Annotated in this window: 14 protein-coding genes; 3 read left to right on the forward strand and 11 right to left on the reverse strand. The window is 52.7% G+C overall.

Features of this window, described 5'->3' with window-relative positions; translation table 11 throughout:
- Positions 1-110: 110 nt before the first annotated feature.
- Positions 111-1,904 carry a threonine--tRNA ligase gene (gene thrS, locus Q4E64_RS02490; protein ID WP_303166082.1) on the reverse strand — a complete coding sequence of 598 codons (1,794 nt, stop codon included), beginning with the start codon at positions 1,902-1,904 and terminating at the stop codon, positions 111-113.
- Between the two features lie 443 nt (positions 1,905-2,347).
- Between thrS and Q4E64_RS02495 the strand changes: the two genes are divergently transcribed.
- Positions 2,348-3,922 (forward strand): DUF4127 family protein, encoded by a 1,575-nt coding sequence (locus tag Q4E64_RS02495; RefSeq protein ID WP_303166083.1) that lies wholly within the window; start codon positions 2,348-2,350, stop codon positions 3,920-3,922.
- A 123-nt stretch (positions 3,923-4,045) separates the two neighbouring features.
- Here Q4E64_RS02495 and Q4E64_RS02500 read toward each other — a convergent pair whose 3' ends face one another.
- From Q4E64_RS02500 to Q4E64_RS02530, 7 genes are all read right to left on the reverse strand, one after another.
- Positions 4,046-8,086 (reverse strand): autotransporter domain-containing protein, encoded by a 4,041-nt coding sequence (locus Q4E64_RS02500; RefSeq protein WP_303166084.1) that lies wholly within the window; start codon positions 8,084-8,086, stop codon positions 4,046-4,048.
- 358 nt (positions 8,087-8,444) lie between these two features.
- Entirely contained in the window at positions 8,445-8,603 is a 159-nt protein-coding gene (rd, locus tag Q4E64_RS02505) for a rubredoxin (protein ID WP_303166085.1), read from the reverse strand.
- A gap of 254 nt (positions 8,604-8,857) precedes the next feature.
- Positions 8,858-10,705: an excinuclease ABC subunit UvrC gene (gene uvrC, locus Q4E64_RS02510; protein ID WP_303166086.1), complete on the reverse strand. Its 1,848-nt coding sequence runs from the start codon at positions 10,703-10,705 to the stop codon at positions 8,858-8,860.
- Positions 10,702-13,551: an excinuclease ABC subunit UvrA gene (uvrA, locus tag Q4E64_RS02515; protein WP_303166087.1), complete on the reverse strand. Its 2,850-nt coding sequence runs from the start codon at positions 13,549-13,551 to the stop codon at positions 10,702-10,704. Before uvrA ends, uvrC begins: the two co-directional genes overlap by 4 nt.
- 30 nt (positions 13,552-13,581) lie before the next feature.
- Positions 13,582-15,591, reverse strand: coding sequence for an excinuclease ABC subunit UvrB (gene uvrB, locus Q4E64_RS02520; RefSeq protein ID WP_303166088.1), 2,010 nt, complete (start codon positions 15,589-15,591; stop codon positions 13,582-13,584).
- 118 nt (positions 15,592-15,709) lie between these two features.
- Positions 15,710-16,147 carry a C-GCAxxG-C-C family (seleno)protein gene (locus Q4E64_RS02525; RefSeq protein WP_303166089.1) on the reverse strand — a complete coding sequence of 146 codons (438 nt, stop codon included), beginning with the start codon at positions 16,145-16,147 and terminating at the stop codon, positions 15,710-15,712.
- 28 nt (positions 16,148-16,175) lie between these two features.
- Positions 16,176-17,579 (reverse strand): FAD-binding oxidoreductase, encoded by a 1,404-nt coding sequence (locus tag Q4E64_RS02530; RefSeq protein WP_303166090.1) that lies wholly within the window; start codon positions 17,577-17,579, stop codon positions 16,176-16,178.
- 196 nt (positions 17,580-17,775) lie between these two features.
- Between Q4E64_RS02530 and Q4E64_RS02535 the strand changes: the two genes are divergently transcribed.
- Complete coding sequence (locus Q4E64_RS02535) at positions 17,776-18,804, forward strand: YeiH family protein (protein ID WP_303166092.1); 1,029 nt, start codon at positions 17,776-17,778, stop codon at positions 18,802-18,804.
- 304 nt (positions 18,805-19,108) lie between these two features.
- Here Q4E64_RS02535 and Q4E64_RS11435 read toward each other — a convergent pair whose 3' ends face one another.
- The 3 genes from Q4E64_RS11435 to Q4E64_RS02545 all read right to left on the reverse strand — a co-directional run bounded on the left by Q4E64_RS11435 (position 19,109) and on the right by Q4E64_RS02545 (position 21,465).
- Complete coding sequence (locus Q4E64_RS11435; RefSeq protein ID WP_366936029.1) at positions 19,109-19,192, reverse strand: putative holin-like toxin; 84 nt, start codon at positions 19,190-19,192, stop codon at positions 19,109-19,111.
- A gap of 190 nt (positions 19,193-19,382) precedes the next feature.
- The gene (locus tag Q4E64_RS02540) at positions 19,383-19,739 is read right to left on the reverse strand and encodes a molecular chaperone Hsp90 (protein WP_303166094.1); all 357 of its coding nucleotides are present in this window, start codon (positions 19,737-19,739) and stop codon (positions 19,383-19,385) included.
- 109 nt (positions 19,740-19,848) lie between these two features.
- Positions 19,849-21,465, reverse strand: a complete 1,617-nt coding sequence (locus tag Q4E64_RS02545; RefSeq protein WP_303166095.1) for a gamma-glutamyltransferase family protein — start codon at positions 21,463-21,465, stop codon at positions 19,849-19,851.
- A 270-nt stretch (positions 21,466-21,735) separates the two neighbouring features.
- On the opposite strand from Q4E64_RS02545, the gene Q4E64_RS02550 reads away from it, so the two are divergent.
- Positions 21,736-22,746 carry a TAXI family TRAP transporter solute-binding subunit gene (locus tag Q4E64_RS02550; protein ID WP_368501488.1) on the forward strand — a complete coding sequence of 337 codons (1,011 nt, stop codon included), beginning with the start codon at positions 21,736-21,738 and terminating at the stop codon, positions 22,744-22,746.
- The last annotated feature ends 8 nt before the right edge of the window (positions 22,747-22,754 follow it).

Consider the following 22,754-nt stretch of genomic DNA (forward strand, 5'->3'; position numbering starts at 1 on the left):
TACATCGCCAAAGACAAAAACAAGACTTCATCGCGCTAGTATATCAGCCAATGAAGTCTTATTTTTATTCTTTCTTATTCTTTATGAAATCTCAGAACCGTCGCGCACCCTTATTCTTTCGCCTTAGAATCCACAACCTCTTTCAAAATAGCTGCAAATTGCTCAAACGGCATAGCGCCCAAGTCGCCCTTAGCGCGATGACGCGGGGAAACGGTACCGTTTTCGATGTCGCGATCGCCGACGACTAACATGTACGGAATCTTTTCCAACTGTCCTTCACGAATCTTCTTGCCAATCTTTTCATTGCGGGCGTCAACGCTGACGCGGTAGCCTGCTTCCTCCAATTTGCGCGCCAAATCGTTGCAATAATCCAAAGCGCGTTCGGTTACAGGCAGGAAGCGTACCTGCTCCGGAGCCATCCAGGTAGGCAGCGCTCCGGCGTAGGTTTCGATCAAATAAGCCAGTGTGCGCTCATAGCAGCCCAGAGAAGTACGGTGAATGATGTACGGCAGCTTCTTCTGCCCGTCTTCGTCGACATAATACATACCGAACTTTTCGGCCAGCAGCATATCGATCTGAATGGTTACGATGGTATCCTCCTTGCCGAAAACATTATGGAACTGAATATCCAGCTTCGGGCCGTAGAACGCTGCTTCGTCAAAGCCAATCTCATAATTAACGCCCAAATCGTCCAGAATCTGGCCCATTACGCGCTGCGCCTCGTTCCATTGCTCGGCGGTACCTTCATATTTATTATTCGGGTTGGCAGGGTCCCACTGGGAGAAGCGGAAGGTGCATTTGTCCAGCATACCGACAGTTTCCAGGCAGTACTTAGCCAAATCAAGGCAACCCTTAAACTCTTCCTCCAACTGGTCGGGACGCAGAATTAAATGGCCTTCGGAAATGGTGAACTGGCGCACACGGATCAGGCCGTGCATTTCGCCGCTGTCCTCGTTGCGGAACAGGGTTGAGGTTTCGCCCAAACGCATGGGCAGCTCGCGATAGGAGCGCTGACGGTTGAGGAATACCTGATATTGGAAGGGGCAGGTCATAGGACGCAGGGCAAAGCATTCCTTGGTTTCGTCGTGCGGGTCGCCCAAGATAAACATACCGTCCAGGTAATGATCCCAGTGGCCGGAAATGCGGTACAAATCGCGTTTAGCCATCAGCGGAGTCTTGGTCAGCAAATAACCGCGCTTTTGCTCGGTATCTTCTACCCAACGCTGTAATAATTGGATAACGCGCGCGCCCTTCGGCAGCAGGATGGGCAGCCCCTGGCCAATATAATCGACGGTGGTAAAATATTCCAGCTCGCGGCCCAGCTTATTATGGTCGCGCTTCAAGGCTTCTGCCTGCTGCTCCAGGTAAGCGTCCAGCTCCTCCTTCTTCGGGAAAGCGACGCCGTAAATACGCTGCAGCATTTTGCGTTTGGAGTCGCCGCGCCAGTAAGCGCCGGTAGCGGAAGTCAGCTTAATAGCGTTGCCCTTAATGCGGCCGGTAGAGTCCACATGGGGGCCTGCGCACAAATCGGTAAATTCGCCTTGCTTATAGAAGCTGATAACGGCGTCCTCCGGCAAATCGTTAATCAGCTCTACCTTATAGGGCTCGCCCTTCTCCTCCATCAGCTTGACAGCTTCCTCACGGGGCAGCTCGAAGCGCTCCAGCTTCAGCTTTTCCTTGCAGATTTTGCGCATTTCCGCTTCCAAAGCCGCCAGGTCTTCGGGAGTAAACGGCGCGGGAGTATCAAAATCATAATAAAAACCGTTATCGATGCTGGGGCCGATAGCCAGCTTGACGTCGGGATGCAAGCGTTTCATAGCCTGCGCCAGCACATGGGAGCAGGTGTGCCAATAGGTTTTGCGGTAAGCTTCGTTTTCAAAGCTAAATTTGTTTTCTTCAGACATGGTGTTTTCCTCCTAAAATGTATTTGAACAATGTGAGGAAGGGCAAAAAAATAAACCCCATCCCTCACTAAAGGGACGGAGTTGCTCCGCGGTTCCACCCTCATTGACCCATGTAAGGACACAGGCCCACTCGGTACCGTTAACGCCGGTAGTACGGACTGGCATACTTGCCGCAGCTTTCCGCAGTCGGTTTGAAGGCGGTGCGCTCATCGTATTACCCTGCTGCTCTCAGCCGCGGCAGCATTTTCTGTGAGGATTAGGACGACGGCAGATCCTTCGCATTACCTTTATAATTTTTACTTACGTGCTAATTATAGCACACCCTGAACGCTTGTCAAGGGAGCGCTGGCAAAAAGATTGTTTTTCGTGTATAATATATGTTACAGCTTTTTGAAGAATGCTAAGAATTTTATTTCACTTATAAAGAAAGAAGCGTAAGTCATATGTTTCACAGGAAATCATGGTCAAGAAAAATAGCGGCAGCCCTTTGCGCGACAGCCTCCCTGCTACCGGCGTCTGTACAGGCCAGGCAGCTGACGGTGCTCTACATCCCGCTGGATAACCGCCCGGTCTGCTCCGCCTACGTACAGCAGACTATGGAAGCGGCCGGCTGCAAAATTATTCTGCCGCCGGAAAAATACATCGCTGCCAACGACCGCAGCGGCGACCCGGAAGGCATCTGGAACTGGCTGCAAACCAAAGCTCCCAAGGCGGACGCCGCCGTTATCAGTACGGACAGTCTGCTGTACGGAGGCTTAGTGGCCAGCCGCACCCACAGCATCAGCAAGGAACAGCTTGACCAGCGGTTGCAGCATCTTTATGCTCTGAAAAATATGCTGCCCATCAAGCTATACGCCTTTTCCACCATCATGCGCACGCCTCGCGCCAGCAAAGGCAACGTAGAGCCGCCGTATTACAGCGTTGTCGGCCCCAGCATTTTTGCTTACAGCCAATTATGGGACAAGAGCGAGCAAAACAAGCTGACGCCGGCAGAACAGCTGCAAAAGCAGGCGCTGGAGCGCAATCTGCGCCGGGACGAATTAGGCGACTGGCTGGAACGCCGCCAGAAAAATTTGCAAATCAATACGGAGCTGACCCACATGGCCCGCAACGGCAAGTTTCATTATCTGGCCATCGGCAAGGACGATAACGCGCCGCTTTCCGCAACGCATTTAGAAGCGCGCCAGCTAAGCCTGAGTACCTTCGACATGAAGCCGGAGGATTTTCAGATTATCGACGGCGTTGACCAGCTGGGGCTTGTGCTCTTAGTCCGCGCCTATAACGAGGCCCATGCGGTACAGCCGGCTATCTACCCGCTGTACAGCCCCGGAGCGGGGCCCGCCACCCTGCCCCAGTACAGCGACGCCCGCCTGCAGGATTCCGTGCCGCAGCAAATCATAGCCGCCGGAGCCAGGCAAGCGCTTACTCCCCAGGCCGCCGATTTAATTTTAGCGCTCAACACGCCGCAGGACGGTATCGTAAAAGATTCTACCGCCGGAGACAATCAATTTTTCTCCTCGCCAGCCAACAGAAACTTTGCTGCGACCATTGCCAGGCAATTGGACGCAGGCAAGCAGGTTTCGCTGGCCGACGTCAGCTATTCCAACGGCGCGGACAACGGCTTTATGAGCCTTTTAGCGCAAAGCGATACGCTGGAACGATTATCGGCTTACAACGGCTGGAACACTGCGGATAATGCCGTGGGCTACGCTATTGCTCAAGGAATAATGGCGCAGGCCATGCCGCAGCCAAAGCGCAATTTACTTTTGCGCCAGCGCATTATCGACGACTGGTTTTATCAAAGCAACGCCCGCAGCTATATTTCCAACGAGCTTTCCCGGCACAGCCGCGAAGATTTAAAATACGATTTGGGTACGGCAGAAAAGCCGATACTTAATTATATCAACAAGGAATGCGGCGCTTTAGCGCAAAAATATAACGTCACCAAGGGTAGCCAGTTTAAGCTGACCTTCCCCTGGCGACGTTTATTCGAGGTAAATGTGGAAATAAAGAAATAAACAGTCTCCTTGCGAATCATTCTGCAACCGCAGGAACGCGAGTTTTTTTCAAAAGACAACACCAAAATGTAAAAACCGTGCCGTTCGCAGTTGAACAGCACGGTTTTTTGTACCAGTAAATTATCAGAAGCTATATTCTACATTGACGAACCATTTATCGCTTTGCATATCGCTGCCCTTCTGGTAGCTGTAGCCCAGGCCGCAGGTCCAGTCGGCTTTCGTCGCTTCAAAGGCCACCGTTCCCAGCCAGCTGCCGCTGTCCATTACGGTGTAGTTCAAATGCGAACGGCCGCCCAACAAGGATACGTCCATGTCGTTGTCCGTATCGCCGAAGGCCCAGATATACGATACGTCTACTTGCGGCGTCAACTTCCAGCCGTTATTGGTGGTCGTTTCATGACGCAGGCTTACGCCCACCGGCAGCGTCCACAGGTTTTGACGCTCGGCGTCGTAGCTGAACGCTTTTTGCCCGTTGTAATACGTGGTATAGCTGTCCGGGTCGACGCTGAAGAACCGCAGCCCTGCGTAAGGCACTACCTGCAGATTATCGTTGGTATAGAGTTTTTCTGCGCGCACGCCCACGCTGAAGATATCCAGATCGCGGTCGGCAGTCAAACGCTTGCCCATTACGGAGCCGGTCAAATCATTGCTGCTCTTGCTGTAGCCGATGTCGGCAATAACATTGCTGTCGTCGTTCTTGATATTGCCGAACAGCGTAATGCCCCACATATCGAAATCGTTGCTTACGCCCGCGCCGTGCGAATCGCCGTCGCCGTAGGTAAACGCGATACCGCTCTGCGCTTTGCCAACCTTAGCGAAGTCCGCGCCAATCATTACGCCGTCGTAATCGCTGCTGGAATAAATGCTGCCGAAGCTGCTGCTCATGCCGTCCACGTCGTGTTTGTTCTTCACGTATCTGGCCCAGATATTGCCGTCCGTGTCCACCTTTTCGTCGCCGGTTACATAATCCTGCGTAAAGGACAGGCGCAGAGCCGCAGTGTCGGCCATATCCTGCGCGATGGAAACGGCGTTACTCGTTACGCCCGCAGCTTCGCCGAACATCATCATGCCGGCTGCCGCGCTTTCAGCCGCCGCCGTGCTGCCCAAGGTGGTAGCGTCGGCGAAGAAAGCTTTCGCGCCGGGAGCCTGCTCGGCTACGGCGTCGCCGTTCGTAATTACTTCACGGCCCAGTCCGTTCATGTAGCGGGCGTATCTGCCGAAGCTGTTGGCCATAGCGTCAACTGCGTCTTCCGTTTCTTTTTCCGTCAAATCGTCCAAATTTTTATAGGTTACGGTATATTCGCTATTAGTATTGTCACCGTAAGCGTAGTATTCCGTTCTATCGAACGCCAACGCTTCGTCGCTCCACAAAGTAGAACTGCTGTCATTGTAATTTGCGGCAACAAGATAACGTGCATCGCCAGGAGTCAAATTGCTAACGTCCAGACGCGCGCCGTTTGCTACGGTAATCGTGCCTTGGCTGCCGTCGATAACGGCTACGGAGCCACCCGCTTGCAAATTTTTGTCCAGCGTAGTCGTGCTGTCCGCTGCGAAAGTAACGGTATCAAAACCGGTAATTTTGCTTGCGTCTTCTTTGGTCAAGCCCAAAGTGTTAGCGCCGTTGACGTTCAGCGCACTCTCAACTGTGCTTATTGTCGCGTCGCCCACGCCCGTACCGACGAGTTGACCCGTAACTTCCGCGCCGTTCAGATTAACGACGGATTTTGCAACGTCTGCTTTCGCTTTAGTATAAGCGTCAACGCCCTTGTCTACTGCGCCGCCCGCGTATACGCTACCGTCGACAGTAGCGCCGCTGTTCAGATTTACGGTACTCTTAGTCACATAAGACCCGGATTTTGCTCCATTAGTATCATAGCCCAAAACGGCAATGCCGCCCGCTAAAATATCGCCGTTCACTTGCGCACCGCTATTAACATTGATAACGGATTCGTTGACTTCGCTCAACGCGCCGCCGCCAGCAGCAACACCGCCGCCAACGATGGCGTAATCCTGCGCCGCCGTACCGATTGCGTTTATGTAATCTTCTTTAGCCGTAGCGTCTGTAACTCCCAGCACCTCATAATTCAACGGATTAACTTCGCCGCTCACGTTAATAGTGCTTACGCCCTTCGTTTCAACGATAGCGTTTACCGTATCGGCGTTGCTGTCGTCGATAGCGATACCGCCGCCGTAAGCGCCGTCCACGCCATATTCGCCGTCGTTAATATTGATAGTCGTATTTACTGCCTCAACAAGAGCTTTGCCAGCAAGATTATTACGCTCGGCAGAAGCATTCTCCTTACCGGTGAAGTAAGCTACGCCGTTGCCCCAAACGCCAATCGCTTCCGCGCCGTTGGCGTTGATAACGATACCTTGAGCCGTTTTAGAAGTAGCGTTGGCAAAATTAGTAGCTGCAGCCAAGCCGCCGCCAAAGGTTCCTACCGCGTAGCCGCTTTGCAGATTGATTTCCGCGCCGCCAAATTCTGCCTTAGCCTGCGCGCCTACATAGCCGTCCGCATTAGGATAGCGCGCGTCGCTGGTTAACGGGTTAATGGCGTTGTCCAAAGCCACGGCCGCGCCGCCGCCGATTACGCCTACGACCGCGCCGTTACCGGCAGCACCGTTACCTTCCGTATTTGTCTTGGCATCATATCCAATAATTGCTTGCAGTCCAGTAATTAAACCATTGGAATTTGTTGTATCTACACTTTCAAATTTCTTAACAGCCCCAATTAAATTACCCTTATCTAAATTTTCAGTATCCAAAGCCACATTAATAGTGTTCTTTTTAGTTTCTACTGTAGCAATAGAATTGCCCACAGATTTATTTTCAATATCACCAGTCTTTCCAACATAGCCGTGCGTAGCCACAGCCAAACCGCCGCCGATTACGCCCGCCGCCGTAGTCGTGCCAGTCAGGCTTATATTTGTGTTGCCGGTGTTGGCGGTAGCCGTGCCGCCTTGGTTAACATGATTAAGCTTAATTATAGAAACATCACTGTAGATATTATCAGGATCACCATCATTACCAATCCGGTTATCCCCATCAGGATATTTAATCAAATTACCGATTTCACTGGCGTCAATAGCAGCCGCTACGCCGCCGCCGATAACTCCGGCGCTTAAACTATTGTTAATAGTTACTGTAGCAGTTCCTCCAACCTCGCTGTTCGCAGTACCAGCAAGCGTAGTAATAGCTGCACCGCCACCTGCCAAGCCAACAGTAACGCCCTCAATATTTTGGCCATTAACTGTGGAATCAACACTCAGCACAGTGTTACCAGTAACAAAACTGTCAGCACTACCGCCAATAGTCGCAGCCAAACCGCCGTTAGCAAAACCAGCTACATTCGCTCTTCCATTGACATTGGTAGTAACGCCACCATTAATAGTAGTTTTGGTATTACCTTTAGTAGAAACTATATTTGATACTTCAACATTTGCAATACTAATAGCAGCACTTCCGCCAAATCCACCTAATACATTACCGCTATTAATGTATATGTTTACTGAGTTATTTCTATCTACGCTAGTATTCTCTGCCTTTAGTGGTGGTTCTGCTGATGGAGCATCAATACCAAGATTAACTGAAAGATCTCCACCTATAAGGCCAAGAACTACCGGCTCAGTTTCTCCGCCAATAGTTACAGTTATAGGTTCTGAAGTACTATAGTTATTAGTATCTGCATCTACGGTATTAATATTTAGTATTTTACTAAATATTGAATATGTATCTACTATATTATCATTCTCTACTGCTCCTTTTAAGATTGCAACAGTATTTCCGTCAAGCTTGCCTTCGCCACCTACTAAGCCGGTAATAACAGCAGAACCATCTTTATGACCCTCTTGGTTCAAAGCATAACGCAGAGCCTCTAATTTCTCGCCCATGCCGTTAGCACTCGTCACTGTAGCCAAATCGCTCAACAGCGTGCCTACGCTGCCGCTCGTCTGAATGCTGACGTCGCCCTGGCCGATAACGAATTTGCTGCTGCCGGACTGCGAAATAGTTTCCAAAGTAACTGTCTTACCGTCGTCGCCAAAAACTTTATCGGTATTGCCGTTTAAACTGGCCGCCTGCGCACCCACGCACACGCCCAACACGCTCGCAGCCAAGATGGAGCACAGTATGCTCCTGCTCAAGCGTTTGTTAATTTTCTTCATAAAGAGCACCTCCTGATTTTTATAAATCATTTTCATCTGCTTAGTGTGTAAAATAATTTCACTTTTGGAAAAAATCTGCACACTTTTATTATAGCACTGTCGTCCCCCCCGACAAGCTTTTTGTGTCTGCATTGCTTTACTTTCTCTAGCTTGTCCCTGTTTCACTTTCGGGCAGTGGGCCAACAAGCAGAAAGCGACAAACGGCTTAAAACAAAAAATCCCGCTAAGAAATCTGCTCAAGCAAATTTCCGCGCAAGGATTTTTCTCCGGCAAAATTATTTTTGGCAGGCAATGCTAAAACCCCTGTTCCGCACACGCGAAACAGGGGTTGCGCTAACGCAATTAAATTTTACAGCCGTTACTCCTGACTGAACTCATCCTTGCCTACGCCGCACAGCGGGCAAACCCAATCCTCCGGGACGTCCTCCCAAGCGGTGCCTGCCGCAACGCCGTTATCCGGATCGCCCACTTCGGGGTCGTAAACATAACCGCAAATATTGCAAACCCATTTAGCCATAAAATTCACTCCTTCCAAAAAGTATATTGAGATATACTCATTATACCATACTTATGACTTTAATATGCTATAAAAATGTGAAAAATGCAGCATGATTCTAAATCACATAGTTTTGCAACAAAATAACTCCCCCAGTCATTTTGCAAGCAAAATGCCAGCCCCCTCTAAGAGGGGGCAATAATTGAGGATAATCTCTTATTTGTGCCCCCTCATTGAGGGGGCTGTCACCGAAGGTGACTGGGGGAGAAATCCTTTCACTTTAAAATCTCTTTTTTCTCCGGCAGCTCCAGCCGGAAAAAATCATACAAGGTCTGCGCCGCCGCGCGGTTCATGCCTTCCACCGCCGCCAACGCTTCCACGTCCGCCGCTTTCATCGCGTCCAAAGTTTTGAACGCCTTCCACAGCTCCTGCCGCCGTTTGGGGCCAATGCCCTCCACATGGTCCAGCACGGAAACCAGATTGCGCTTGCCCCGCAGCTTGCGGTGGTAGGTAATCGCAAAACGGTGCGCCTCGTCGCGGATACGCTGAATGAGATGCAGCGCCGCGCTGTCCCTGTCCAGCAAAATGCTTTCGCTTTGATGCGGCACGAAAATTTCTTCCTCGCGCTTGGCTAGGCCTACTACCGGCAGCTCGGCCAGCCCTAGACCGCGGATAACCTCTAACGCCGAGCTGAGCTGCCCCTTGCCGCCGTCGATGACCACCAGACTGGGCAAATCCTCGTAATCCTTGTAACGCCGGTAAACAACCTCCTGCATGGATTTAAAATCGTCCGGCTTGCCCTCGGCGGACACTATCTTATACTTACGGTAATCCTTCTTGCTGACGCTGCCGTTGCGGAAAACCACCATGGACGCCACCGTTTCGCTGCCCTGCGTATGGCTGATATCGAAGCAATCCATCCGCTCCAGAGAATGCGGCAGCCCCAGCGCCTGCTGCAATTCTTCAGCGGCCTGCGCGTCGTTTTTCAGCGACAGGCTGCCCTTGCGCAAGCGCTCTTCCAAAAGCTTAGCGGCGTTGTCGTCGGCCAACTGCAGCAAATCCTTTTTCACGCCGCGCTGGGGCGTCAGCAGCTCTACCTTGCGCTGCGCCTTTTCCGTCAGCCACGACGTTATCAGCCGCAGCTCGTCCTCCTCCGGCAGGTACGGCAAAATTATTTCCTTCGGTATAAAAGTAGCTTCATTATAATACTGTTTAACGAAAGCAGTCAGCACCTCGCGCGGCTCGTCGCCGTCGTCGTGCAGGAAAAAATTATCGCGCCCGATAAGCTTGCCCTTACGCACGAAAAATATTTGCAGGCAAATGCCGGTCATATCCTGCCCGTAACCGATAACGTCCATATCGCCGCCGTTATTCGTCACGGCCTTTTGCGATTCGTTGAGCCGCTCCACCGCCTGCAGCTGGTCGCGCAAACGCGCCGCTTCTTCAAAAGCGTAATTTTCCGCCGCCTCCTGCATGCGCCGCTTTAAATCGCGCTCCAGCTCCGTTGTGCGCCCGTCCAGAACCATGCACACGCTTTGAATCATTTTGCGGTATTCGTCCTTGCTCACATACCCGGCGCAGGGAGCTAAGCAGCGTTTGATATGATAATTCAGGCAGGGGCGGTCGGGGTTCATCTTGCGGCAGGTGCGCAACGGGAACATACCGCGCAGCAGCTTGACCGTAGCGTGCATCGCGCCCGCGTCGGCGTAAGGGCCGTAATATTTAGCGCCGTCGCGGCTCAGCCTGCGCGTGGCGAACAAACGCGGAAAATCCTCCTGCACCGTCACCTTTAAATAAGGATAGGTTTTATCGTCCTTCAAGCTGATATTATAACGCGGGCGGTATTTCTTAATCAGGTTGCATTCCAGAATCAGCGCCTCGACCTCGCTGGACGTGACGATGGTTTCGATTTCGGCAATCTTCGCCACCATAGCCCGCACCTTGGGCGTATGGCTGGCCAGATTGCGGAAATAGCTGCGCACCCTGTTTTTGAGCACCACTGCCTTGCCCACATAAATAACCTTGCCCTCGGCGTCGTGCATCAGGTACACGCCGGGCTTATCCGGCAGCACAGCCAGCGCGTTTTTAATGCTGTCGCTGAACCCCGCCGCTAATTCCGTCATTGGTACCACCCGTTCTTTTTCGCCTTAGCCAGCTCGCGCTTAATATATTGCCCCGTATACGATTTTTTCACCTTCGCCACTTCCTCCGGCGTACCGCAGGCCACCAGCGTGCCGCCCTTATCGCCGCCTTCGGGGCCCAAGTCTATGATATAATCGGCGACCTTAATCACGTCCAGATTATGCTCGATGACGATAACGCTGTCGCCGCCTTCGACCAAACGCTGCAGCACGTCGAGCAGCTTATGCACGTCGGCAATATGCAGGCCCGTCGTAGGCTCGTCCAAAATATACACGGTACGCCCCGTACTGCGGCGCGACAGCTCCGTCGCCAGCTTGACGCGCTGCGCTTCGCCGCCGGATAAAGTCGTCGCCGCCTGGCCTAAATGGATATAGCCCAGGCCCACGTCCTCCAAAACCTCCAGCTTGCGCGCAATGCGGGGCAGGTTTTTAAAGAACTCGCAGGCTTCGCTGACCGTCATGTCCAAGACCTCGGCGATATTCTTTCCTTTATAATGCACCTCCAGCGTATCGCGGTTATAGCGCGCCCCGTGGCACACCTCGCAGGGCACGTACACGTCCGGCAGGAAATTCATCTCGATTTTATTCATGCCGTCGCCGCGGCAGGCCTCGCAGCGCCCGCCCTTGACGTTAAAGCTGAAGCGCCCGGCCTTATAGCCGCGCATTTTCGCTTCGTTCGTCTGGCTGAACAGCTCGCGGATAAAATCGAAAACGCCCGTGTACGTCGCGGGATTGGAACGCGGCGTGCGTCCGATGGGCGACTGGTCGATATTGATAACCTTATCGGCGTATTCGATGCCCTCGATGCAGTCGTGTTCGGCGGGACGCAGACGCGCGCCGTTCAGCTTCGCGCCCAAGGTATTATATAAAATATCGTTAATCAGCGTGGATTTGCCGCTGCCGCTGACGCCGGTTACTACAGTAAAGACGCCCAACGGAATCGACACGTCGATATTTTTTAAATTATTGGCCCGCGCGCCCTTAATCGTCAAAAAGCGCCCGTCGCATGGACGGCGTCTTTTTGGCACGGGAATAAATTTGCGGCCGCTCAGATACGCGCCGGTCATAGAATTTTCTACCGTTTTGATTTCTTCCGCCGTGCCCTGCGCCACCACCTGGCCGCCGTGCTCGCCTGCGCCGGGTCCGATATCGATAATCTGGTCGGCGGCGTACATCGTTTCCTCATCGTGCTCAACCACCAGCAGCGTATTGCCCAAATCCCGCAAATGCTGCAAGGTAGCCAAAAGTTTGCTGTTGTCGCGCTGGTGCAGGCCGATGGAAGGCTCGTCCAAAATATACAGCACGCCCGTCAGTCCGCTGCCGATTTGCGTCGCTAAACGAATGCGCTGCGCCTCGCCGCCGGACAAGCTGCCGGCGCTGCGGTCCAGCGTCAGATAGTCCAGGCCCACGTCGTTTAAAAATTGCAGCCGCGCGCCTATTTCCTTCAGCACCTGCTTGCCGATAAGCTGCTGCCGCTGCGTCAGCTGCAAGTCGGCAAAAAACTTCAGGCAGTCGCGCACCGTCAGCGCCGTCACCTGACAAATATTTTTGCCGCCCACCAAAATCGACAAAACCTCCGGCTTTAAGCGGCTGCCGTGACAGGTCGGGCAGGGCGTGCTCGTCATAAATTCCTCGTACTCCTGCCGCATCGCGTCGCTGAACGCCTCGCGGTAACGCCGCTTCAAAATATTCAGAACGCCTTCAAATTCTTTGGCGTACAGCTTAACCTCGCCCTGCAAATTTTCATACCAGAAATTATACTTGCGCTCGCCTGCGCCGTGCCACAGCAGCTCCTGCATAGCGGGCGGCAAATCGTTCCAGCTGTTGTCCAGGCTGTAACCGTTCTCCGCCAGCACAGCCGCCAGCTGCTTCATAAAATAGGAATTCTGGTTATTGCTGAACGCCGCCAGGCAGCGGTCGGCAAAGCTTTTGCTGCCGTCGGGAATAATCAGCGCCTGGTCAAATTCCATATTCATGCCCAGACCGGTGCAGTCCGGGCAAGCGCCGTAAGGATTATTAAAGGAAAACAAACGCGGCTCAATAGCCGGCAGGCTAATTCCGCAATCATTGCAGGCAAAATGCTCGCTGAACAGCATAATCTGCCGCTCCTCGCCCAGCACGGCAACCTCGGCAAAGCCGTCGGCCAGCTTCAGCGCCGTTTCCACAGAATCGGTCAAGCGCTGACGGATATTATCCCGCACCGCCAAACGGTCGATAACCACCGACAGGCTGTGCTTTTTCTTTTTATCTAAAATAATTTCTTCATCTAATGTACGCACCTCGCCGTCCACGAACATACGCACATAGCCCGCGCGGCGCATATCGTCCAGCACTCTTTGATGCTCGCCCTTGCGCCCCCGCACCAGCGGCGCCATCACCATAAAGCGCGTTCCCACAGGCAGCGCCAAAACCTGGTCGACGATTTGCTGCACGCTCTGCTGCTCTATCAGCTTGCCGCATTTAGGGCAGTGCGGCTCGCCGATACGCGCGAACAGCAAACGCAGATAATCGTAAATTTCCGTCACCGTGCCCACGGTAGAACGGTGATTGCGGCTCGTCGTCTTCTGGTCGATGGAAATCGCCGGACTCAGGCCCTCGATATAATCCACGTCCGGCTTATCCATCTGCCCCAAAAACTGCCGCGCGTAGGCGGACAGGCTTTCCACATAACGGCGCTGCCCCTCCGCATAAATGGTATCAAAGGCTAGGCTGGATTTGCCGCTGCCGCTGAGGCCGGTAATAACAACCATTTTATTGCGCGGTATTTCTACCGTTATATCCTTTAAATTGTGCTGGCGCGCGCCTTTAACAATCAATTTTTCCTGCATAACTTCTCCCGCGTTAAATAAATTAACGCTTTACTTTTTACTCTTCTTGGGCAGCAGCTTTTGCCCCAGCTGCCCCTTCACTAAAATCAACTGGTCGCGCAGCTCGGCCGCCGCTTCAAAGTCCAAAGCCTTGGCCGCTTCCTGCATACGCCGCTCCAACTCCCGCGCCATAACCGTCAGCTCTTTCCTGGACTGTTTCTTCAAATTTTTGCTACCGTAAGTCGGCGCGTCGTCGCCGTCGGCCACCTTGGTGAGCTTAATCAGCTGGCGCTGCTCTTTATAAATCGTTTTCGGCGTAATATGATGCTCTTTATTATACGCTTCCTGCTTTTCGCGGCGGCGGTTGGTTTCGTCGATAGCCCGCTGCATACTGTCCGTAATCCTGTCGGCGTACATAATAACGCGCCCGTGAGCGTTGCGGGCGGCGCGGCCTATCGTTTGAATCATCGCCGTATCGCTGCGCAAAAAACCCTCCTTGTCCGCGTCCAGAATGGCAATCAGCGACACCTCCGGCAAATCCAAGCCTTCGCGCAGCAGGTTGATGCCCACCAGCACGTCGAACTTGCCTGCCCGCAGGCTGTCGATAATTTCCGCTCTCTCAATCGTAGCTATTTCCGAATGCAGATAACGCACGCGCACGCCGGCCTGCTTCAAATACTCCGTCAGGTCCTCGGCCATGCGTTTCGTCAGCGTCGTCACCAACACGCGCTCGTTGGCCGCCGCCACCTTATTGATTTCGCCCAGCAAATCGTCGATCTGCCCCTTGATGGGCCGTATTTCAATCTGCGGATCCAGCAAACCCGTAGGACGGATAATCTGCTCCACTACCTGGTCTGCCTGCTCCATTTCGTAAGCGGCGGGCGTAGCCGATACGTAAATCGCCTGCTTAATCTGCGACTGAAATTCGTCGAAGGTCAGCGGCCTGTTATCGAACGCGGAAGGCAGACGAAAGCCGTGCTCCACCAGCATTTCCTTGCGCGAACGGTCGCCCGCGTACATAGCGCGGATCTGCGGCAGCGTCACGTGGGACTCGTCCACCACCAGCAAAAAATCCTTGGGAAAATAATTGACCAGCGTAAACGGCGCTTCGCCCGCCTTACGCCCCGCCAAATGCCGCGAATAATTTTCAATGCCGGAGCAGTAGCCCATTTCGTTCATCATTTCCAAATCGTAATTCGTGCGCTGCTCCAGGCGCTGGGCTTCCAATAATTTAAAATTACTGTTCAAGTACTCTAAGCGTTCCTGCAATTCCTCGCGGATGTCGTCCATCGCCCGCTCCAGATTTTCACGGCTCGTAACATAGTGGGACGCGGGAAAAATAGCCACGTGGTTGCGCTGCGCCAAAATTTCGCCCGTCAGCACGTCGAACTCCAAAATACGGTCCACCTCGTCGTCGAACATTTCGATGCGCACGGCCTTTTCGCCGTAGGCCGCCGGAATCACTTCGATAACGTCGCCGCGCACGCGGAAGGTGCCGCGCTTAAAATCTATATCGTTGCGGTCGTACTGGATTTCCACCAGCTTGTGCAAAATTTTCTGGCGGTCGATAATCTGCCCCAAGCGCAGCGACAGCACCATATCGTAATAATCCTGGGGCGCGCCCAAGCCGTAAATGCAGGACACGCTGGCCACGATGATAACGTCCTTGCGCTCGAACAAGGCGCTGGTCGCCGAGTGGCGCAGCTTATCGATTTCGTCGTTGATGGAAGCGTCCTTCTCGATATACGTATCCGACTGCGGAATATAAGCTTCAGGCTGGTAGTAATCGTAATAGCTGACAAAGTATTCCACGGCGTTCTCCGGGAAGAAGGCCTTCAGCTCGCTGGCCAGCTGCGCGGCCAGAGTTTTATTGTGCGCGATGACCAGCGTCGGCTTGCGCACTTTATTTATTACCTGGGCAATAGTGTACGTCTTGCCCGTACCCGTCGCGCCCAAAAGCACCTGCGTCCGCAATCCTTTTTCCACGCCCGCCGCCAGCTTAGCGATAGCCTGCGGCTGGTCGCCCGCCGGCTCGAAAGGCGCTTGTATTTTAAAATCCATGAGCATCACCTTAACAATAAAACTTCAAACTGCAAATAAAACTCCAAAAGCCAAAGCGGCGTCCCATCTGCGAATCATGATTTACAAACCGTTTTGCGATTCCCAACGCCGGCGCGTTTTATTTTTTATCAGCCAACAAGCCTTTTTCCATAATATAATCCGAAACCATGTCCGCAGCTTCGGCCGTGATTTTAATACACTTGGTACGATATTCCGGCGTACCGAAAGATAATTTATTGAGCTGGGCGCAGCAGGCCGAACCGAAATGCTGCATAAAGCGCTCGTAAAATTCGTGCGTATATTTATAAACCTCCGTCTGATGCTTTTCCGACGGGTCGAGCCTGCCGACGATGGAGCTGATGACCATCGCCGAGCCGGACAGCGCGCCGCAAACGCAGCCGCTGCGCCCGATGCCGCCGCCCATACCGCTGATCATCCTGATGGCCTGCGGCGGCAACTGGAGCTGCAAGCCCTCGTTGCAGGCTTTAACTACGGACTCCACGCAATTATTGCCGTCCTGATGGTATTTTTCTGCTAACGTATATATCTCTTTCATAATTTCTGCTCCTCCAAATTTAATTTGCTTATTCAATATCAAAAATTTTTCCCGGATTCAAAATATTATTGGGGTCCAGCGCCTTCTTAATTGCTTTCATCATCGCCAGCTCCTCCGGCTCCGTAAATTCTTCCATTAAGCGCTTGCGTTTAAAACCGATGCCGTGCTCGCCCGAAAGACGGCCGCCGTGAGCGTAAATAAAAGCGTACAGCTCCTGCTGGTTCTGCTCCACGCGCCGCTCCCACTCGGCGTAATCTTCTTCGGGGCGTTTTAAAATATTCAAATGGATATTGCCGTCGCCCGCGTGGCTGGCAATGCGCGTTACCAAGTCGTACTTCTCCGCCAGGCGCAAAATCTCCGCCAACAGCAGCGGCTCCTGATCCACGGGCGCAACCACGTCCTCCTTGCAGACGATAAGGCTTTCGGCGCGCACCGCTTCGGCGAACGCTTTGCGCGCCTGCCAGATTTTATCATGGTCGGCCACCAGCACATCGGAAGCGCCGTTCGCCGTGCAAATTTCATCCAGCGCGATGGATTTCTCATCCAAATCGTCCTCGCTGACGCCTTCGACTTCTATAATAAGATAATTTCCCTTATCGCTGCCCTGCAGCTTGCAGCCCAGATATTTTTCTACGGATTTAATAGTGATATTATCCATATACTCCACGCAGGTAGGCGTTATCCCCGCGCCGATAATTTTTTGCACCGTGCCGATAGCCTCCTCCGCTCCGGGGAAGACAACCAGCAGGTCGACGCTGTATTGCGGCAGCGGCATCAGCTTCAAAGTTGCCTGCGTAATAACGCCCAGCGTTCCCTCGCTGCCAATGACGAGCTGCTCCAGGCAATAGCCCGTGGACTGCTTTTGCAAACGCGCGCCCAAGCGCACGATTTTGCCCTGCGGGTTGACCGCTTCCACAGCGTACACCTGATGCCTGGTCGTGCCGTATTTTACGGCGCGGTTGCCGCCCGCGTTCGTCGCGATGTTCCCGCCGATGAAGCAGGAATCGCCGCTGCAGGGGTCGCCCGCGTAAAACACGCCCTTAGCTTCCGCCGCCGCCTGCAAATCCGAAGTGCGCACGCCCGGCTCCACGACGGCGTACATAGCGTCCGCGTTAATTTCGATAATGCGGTTCATTTTTTCCAAGGACAAGACCAGGCCGCCGTAAACAGGCACCGCGCCGCAGGCCAAACCTGTTCCCGCTCCGCGCGGCGTTACCGGAAAACGATATTCGTTCGCCAGAGCGATAATCGCCGCAACCTGTTCGGCGTTTTCCGCCAAAGCGACAGCCTCCGGCAACTTATGATAGGCCGGGTCCGTCACCTCGTCGTGTCCATAAGGTTCTAACAAAGCCGCGTCCGTCAGCACATTTTCCTCCCCCACTATCTCGCGCAGCTTTTGTAATATGTCAGGCGTTAATTTTGTATACTCCATTAGTATCCCCTCCAATAAAAAAATATTGCAGCCTCTACACCGCGGCTCGCCAAGCGCTGCGCGATAAATAGCTTCGCACAAGCTTTTTGCGAACCGCTGTGTTTTACATAATATTTTACCACACTCTGCGGCGTTTGACATCATCGACATTTTTCTGTTAATATATTACTATCGTTTTATGAAAGAAGGTTGGTTCATGCAATTTTTCCAAAAGAATTTTAAAGGCATTCTGCTTTGCTTACTTATTTCTATACCCTGCTGGTTCCTGGGCAAAATTTTCCCGCTGGTGGGCGGCCCGGTCTTCGCCATCCTCGCGGGAATGCTCATCACGCTGTTTATTAAAAATAAAACGCCTCTGCAAAGCGGCGTAAATTTCGTTTCCAAAAAAATTCTGCAATATGCGGTTATTTTATTGGGCTTCGGTTTGAATTTATCCGTCGTCCTGCAAACAGGCAAGCAATCGCTGCCCATCATTATTACGACCATCGCCACCTCGCTCGTTATCGCCTGGGCGCTGCACAAGCTGCTGCGCATCCCCGGCAAAATTTCCACGCTCGTTGGCGTGGGTTCCTCCATTTGCGGCGGTTCGGCAGTAGCGGCTACGGCTCCCGTTATCAAAGCCAACGACGAAGAAGTAGCGCAGGCCATCTCCGTCATTTTCTTTTTCAATATGGTGGCCGCGCTCTGCTTCCCGACTTTGGGAATGCTGGTGGGTTTTTCTACCGGCAGCGGCGAAGCCTTCGGCATTTTTGCCGGCACGGCGGTCAACGACACTTCGTCCGTCACGGCGGCAGCTGCGACCTGGGATTCCATGCACCACCTCGGCTCGGCGACGCTGGATAAAGCCGTCACCGTAAAATTGACGCGCACGCTGGCGATTATCCCCATCACCATGGCGCTGGCCTGTCTGGCGGCGAAGGGCGGGCAAAGCGACGGGCAAAAATTCAGCGTCAAAAGCGTCTTTCCGTTTTTCATAATTTATTTCGTACTGGCTTCTTTAATTACTACCGTAGCTTTAAATATGGGCGTCGCCAACGAAGCCTTCACCCCGCTAAAGAACCTGAGCAAATTTTTTATAATTATGTCCATGAGCGCCATCGGGCTGAATACAAACATCATTAAGCTGATTAAAACGGGCGGCAAGCCCATCCTCATGGGTTTCTGTTGCTGGGTCGGCATCACGTTCGTCAGCCTTGTCATGCAGCATTGCCTGGGACTGTGGTAAAAGGCGTAGGAAATTTGACTTTTTGCTTTCGCCTTGCTATAATATAAATACAAAGAGACGCTACCGATAAGCGGTTGTCCCTTAAACTTTAGTTAAAAATAACCGCAAGTTTCCGAGGCTCGGCGGTTATTTTTTTGCGTTTTTGCCAAAAGCATATTATGCTTTATTGAACACATTGACTATTTTTTAATTAAGCCTTATAATAAAGGAAGAGATAGCCGACCGTGGGAAGTCAGCTCTCCCCTTCTAACTTAAAAAGTTGACGGAAGACCGCTTAACCGCACGTTAGGCGGTTTTTCTCATTTTATCGCGGACGATTAAACGAGAGAATGAGGACTACTAACGTGGCAAAACTTATCATCAACGACAAGGCTTCTGCAACCGTCATGCCATCACCCCCTACCCGTAGGTAGTAGGAAAACCGACAAGTCAGCTATCTCTGAAAACCATTATATCATATACTATTCTTTCTGTAAACGCGCCGTCGCATTTTGCGGCGGCGCGTTCGCTTTTAATAAAGAAATAGCGCTTTGGCGCAGCAACCTGTACTTCGCCAAAGCGTTAAACATTCTATTTCCTTACAGCATTTCTTCCTTATGTTCTAAAATTGCTTTGCAGGCAGCGCAAGCCGGGCAGTCGCAGTAAGTCGCGCCAGCGCCTTTAATTTCTTCCGCATGAGCCAAAATATTTTTTGCCAGCTCCGCGCCGAAAACTTTTACGCCGGCTTCCGACCCGGCGAAAGCGATTAAGCCGTCGATGGGCATAATATCCGCCTCCAGCTCGGCGATATATTTTTCCGTCGCCGCTTTTTCGCCGTCAGTGCCAACGGCGGCAATCCAGGCTTCGGCTGCGGCCTTTATTTCCTTGCAGGCGCTTGGAGCGGCCAGCAAAGCTTTAGTTTGTTCTGCAACAAAGGTTTCTATTTCTTTTTTCATAATCGAATACCTCCTCGGAATTTTTAGGATAGCTTCATTATACGCCGCGCGCTTCTTAGTGTAAAGTAAGCACTTTTTAGTGCCCTAGTCACCCGCAAGTAACCAAACGCTACCAAGCCGCTACTGTGCCGTCGGCGCGCGGTTCCGTCGCCCCGGCCAGCACGCCCGCGTCGTCGCGCCAGATAATCTCGCCGCGCCCGAAGCTCGTATAATCGCCCGTCACTGCTACCTCGTGTCCGCGGCGGCGCAATTCGTCTACAATATCCTGTGGGACCCTGTCCTCCAGCAAAATTTTTTTGCCTTCAAGCCACTGCCAGCGCGGCGCGTCCAACGCGGCCTGTGGATTCAGCAAAAAGTCCACCGTGTTCATAATCACCTGCACGTGGCCCTGCGGCTGCATATAAGCGCCCATCACGCCGAACGGTCCGACTGCACGTCCGTCCTTCGTCAAAAAGCCGGGAATTATCGTGTGATACGGTTTTTTGCGCGGCTGCAAATAATCGTCCGACTGTGGGTCCAGGCTGAACCCCGCAGCGCGGCAATTAAAATTAAACCCATACCCCGGCAGCACGACGCCGCTGCCGAAATCCTTGTAATTGCTTTGGATAAAGGAAACCATATTGCCCTCGCCGTCCGCCGTACACAAGTACACCGTCCCCCCGCAGAACGGTTTGCCGGCCTTAGGCAGCAGCGCCTGCTCGCCTATCAAAGCGCGCCGCTGCGCCGTGTACTCCTCCGACAGCAGCTCCTCGGTTTTTACTTTCATATAGCGCGGGTCGGCGATATATTTCATGCCGTCGGCAAAAGCCAGCTTCATCGCTTCGATTTGCTTATGGAAAGTTGCGCCGCAGTCCCTGTCGGCAAACTCAAAGCCCTTTAAAATATTCAGCGCCATCAACGCTGTGACGCCGTGCCCGTTAGGCGGCATTTCCCATACCTCGTAGCCGCGGTAATTTATATGCAGCGGCTCCTGCCACTCCGCATGGTAATCCGCCAAATCCGCCGCCGTCAAAAAGCCGCCGGTACGCTCGCTGAACGCGGCTATCTCCCGCGCCAGCTCGCCGCGGTACAAGCTTTCACAATAGCTTTCCGCCAACAGGCGCAAAGTTTTAGCGTGCCCCGGCAAGCGAACAATTTCGCCTGTTTTGGGCGCGCGTCCCTGCGGAGCGAAGGCTGCGAACCACGGCGCGATAGCCGCGTCGCCTTTATAAGGAGTGAACTTTTCTACGCCCGCCTGCCAAAAACGCGCCACGATGGGCGAAACCGGATAGCCGTCTTCCGCGTAGCTGATCGCAGGTTCAAACAACTGCGCGAAGGGCAGCCTGCCAAAGCGCTTGTGCAGCTCGGCCCATGCCGCGGCCGCGCCCGGCACCGTTACGGCGCACCAGCCGAAAAACGGCATCTTCTCCGTATATCCATGAGCCGCTACCGCTGCCGCCGTCAAATTCTGCGGCGCATAGCCGCTGCCGTTCAAACCGTATAGCTTATCCTTGACCCAAACCAACGCAAAGCAATCGCTGCCCAAGCCGTTATTCGTCGGCTCCGTCACCGTCTGGCAGATAGCCGTGGCAATAGCAGCGTCGATGGCGTTGCCGCCCCGCTGCAAAATTTGCAGGCCGGCCTGCGCCGCCAACGGCTGCGAGGTGCAGACCATGCCGCGTTTTGCGTATACGACGCGACGGCGCGAACCGTAAGAATAATTCTGTCCGTTAAATTGAAATTCCATTGCGAACCTCCTTCGCGAAAAATTTTTTAATCGCTCTTTTCTAATTTAATTATAAGCCGACAGTCTGCGCCTGTAAAGAATAGTCGGCAGGGCGATTACTTTTTTGCATTTTTATAAACATTTTTACAAAATCATTAAGGCTTAACGACTCCTAACGCAGAGTATTTTTTATTTTCCGTAAAAAACTATCGTAACGCATAGCGATATGATATAATTGAATTAAGGAATTGTAGCTTTACAATTGTGAAAAGTCAAGAGGAAAGAGGCGAAATGTTTATGAAAAAAATTATTGCTCTCATGATGATGATCGTTATGGCTTTAACCGTGGCAGCCTGCGGCGGCGACAAGAAAGCGGACGGCAAAAGCGCCGGTAAGCTCGATCGTTCCAAGGAGTTTATCACGGTGCTGACGGGTCCCACCAGCGGCATTTACTTCCCCATCGGCGGCGCTTTCTCTAAAGTTGTCGGCGAAATGGGCTACAAAACATCCGCTACGGCAACCGGCGCTACGGCTGAAAACATCAACGCTATCCTGACCGGCAAGGGCGAAATGGCCATCGCTATGAGCGACTCCGTTATCCAGGCAGTAGAAGCCTTCGGCGCTTACCAGGGCAAACCCAAAGCCGAGGATCTGCGCGCTATGATGGGCTTGTGGCCGAATGTCTGCCAGATTGTAACCACCAAGGACAGCGGCATTACTAAATTTGAAGACCTGAAAGGCAAGCGCGTAGGCGTTGGCGCGCCTAACTCCGGCGTAGAGCTGAACGCGCGCATGATGTTTGAAGCTCACGGCATGACCTATAAGGACGCTAAGGTCGACTACCTCTCCTACGGCGAAGCTATCGACCAAATTAAAAACGGCCAGTGCGACGTAGCTTTCGTAACCTCCGGCTTAGGCAACGCTACGATTAAAGAACTGGGTACCGCCAAAGAAATCGTATTCGTTCCCGTTGAAGGCGAAGCTTTGAAAAAATTAATCGCTAAATATCCCTTCTATGTAGAATGGACTATTCCTAAAGACGTATACGGCACTCAAAAGGATACCACTACCGCAGCCGTTATGAATATCATGCTGGTCAGCAAGAACCTGTCCGACGATGTGGTTTACGACCTGTTGTCCGGTATCTACGATCCTAAGGGCTTAGAGGTTATCGGCGCTTCCCATGCAACCGCAAAACGCGAAATCAAACTGGACACTGCTCTGCGCGGTATTCAAGGCACCTCCGTTCAGCTGCACCCCGGCGCCATCAAGTATTATAAGGAAAAGGGCTTGCTGAAATAAGAAGCTGT

The sequence above is a fragment of the Phascolarctobacterium sp. genome, from assembly GCF_030531065.1.
Taxonomy (GTDB): Bacteria; Bacillota; Negativicutes; order Acidaminococcales; family Acidaminococcaceae; genus Phascolarctobacterium_A.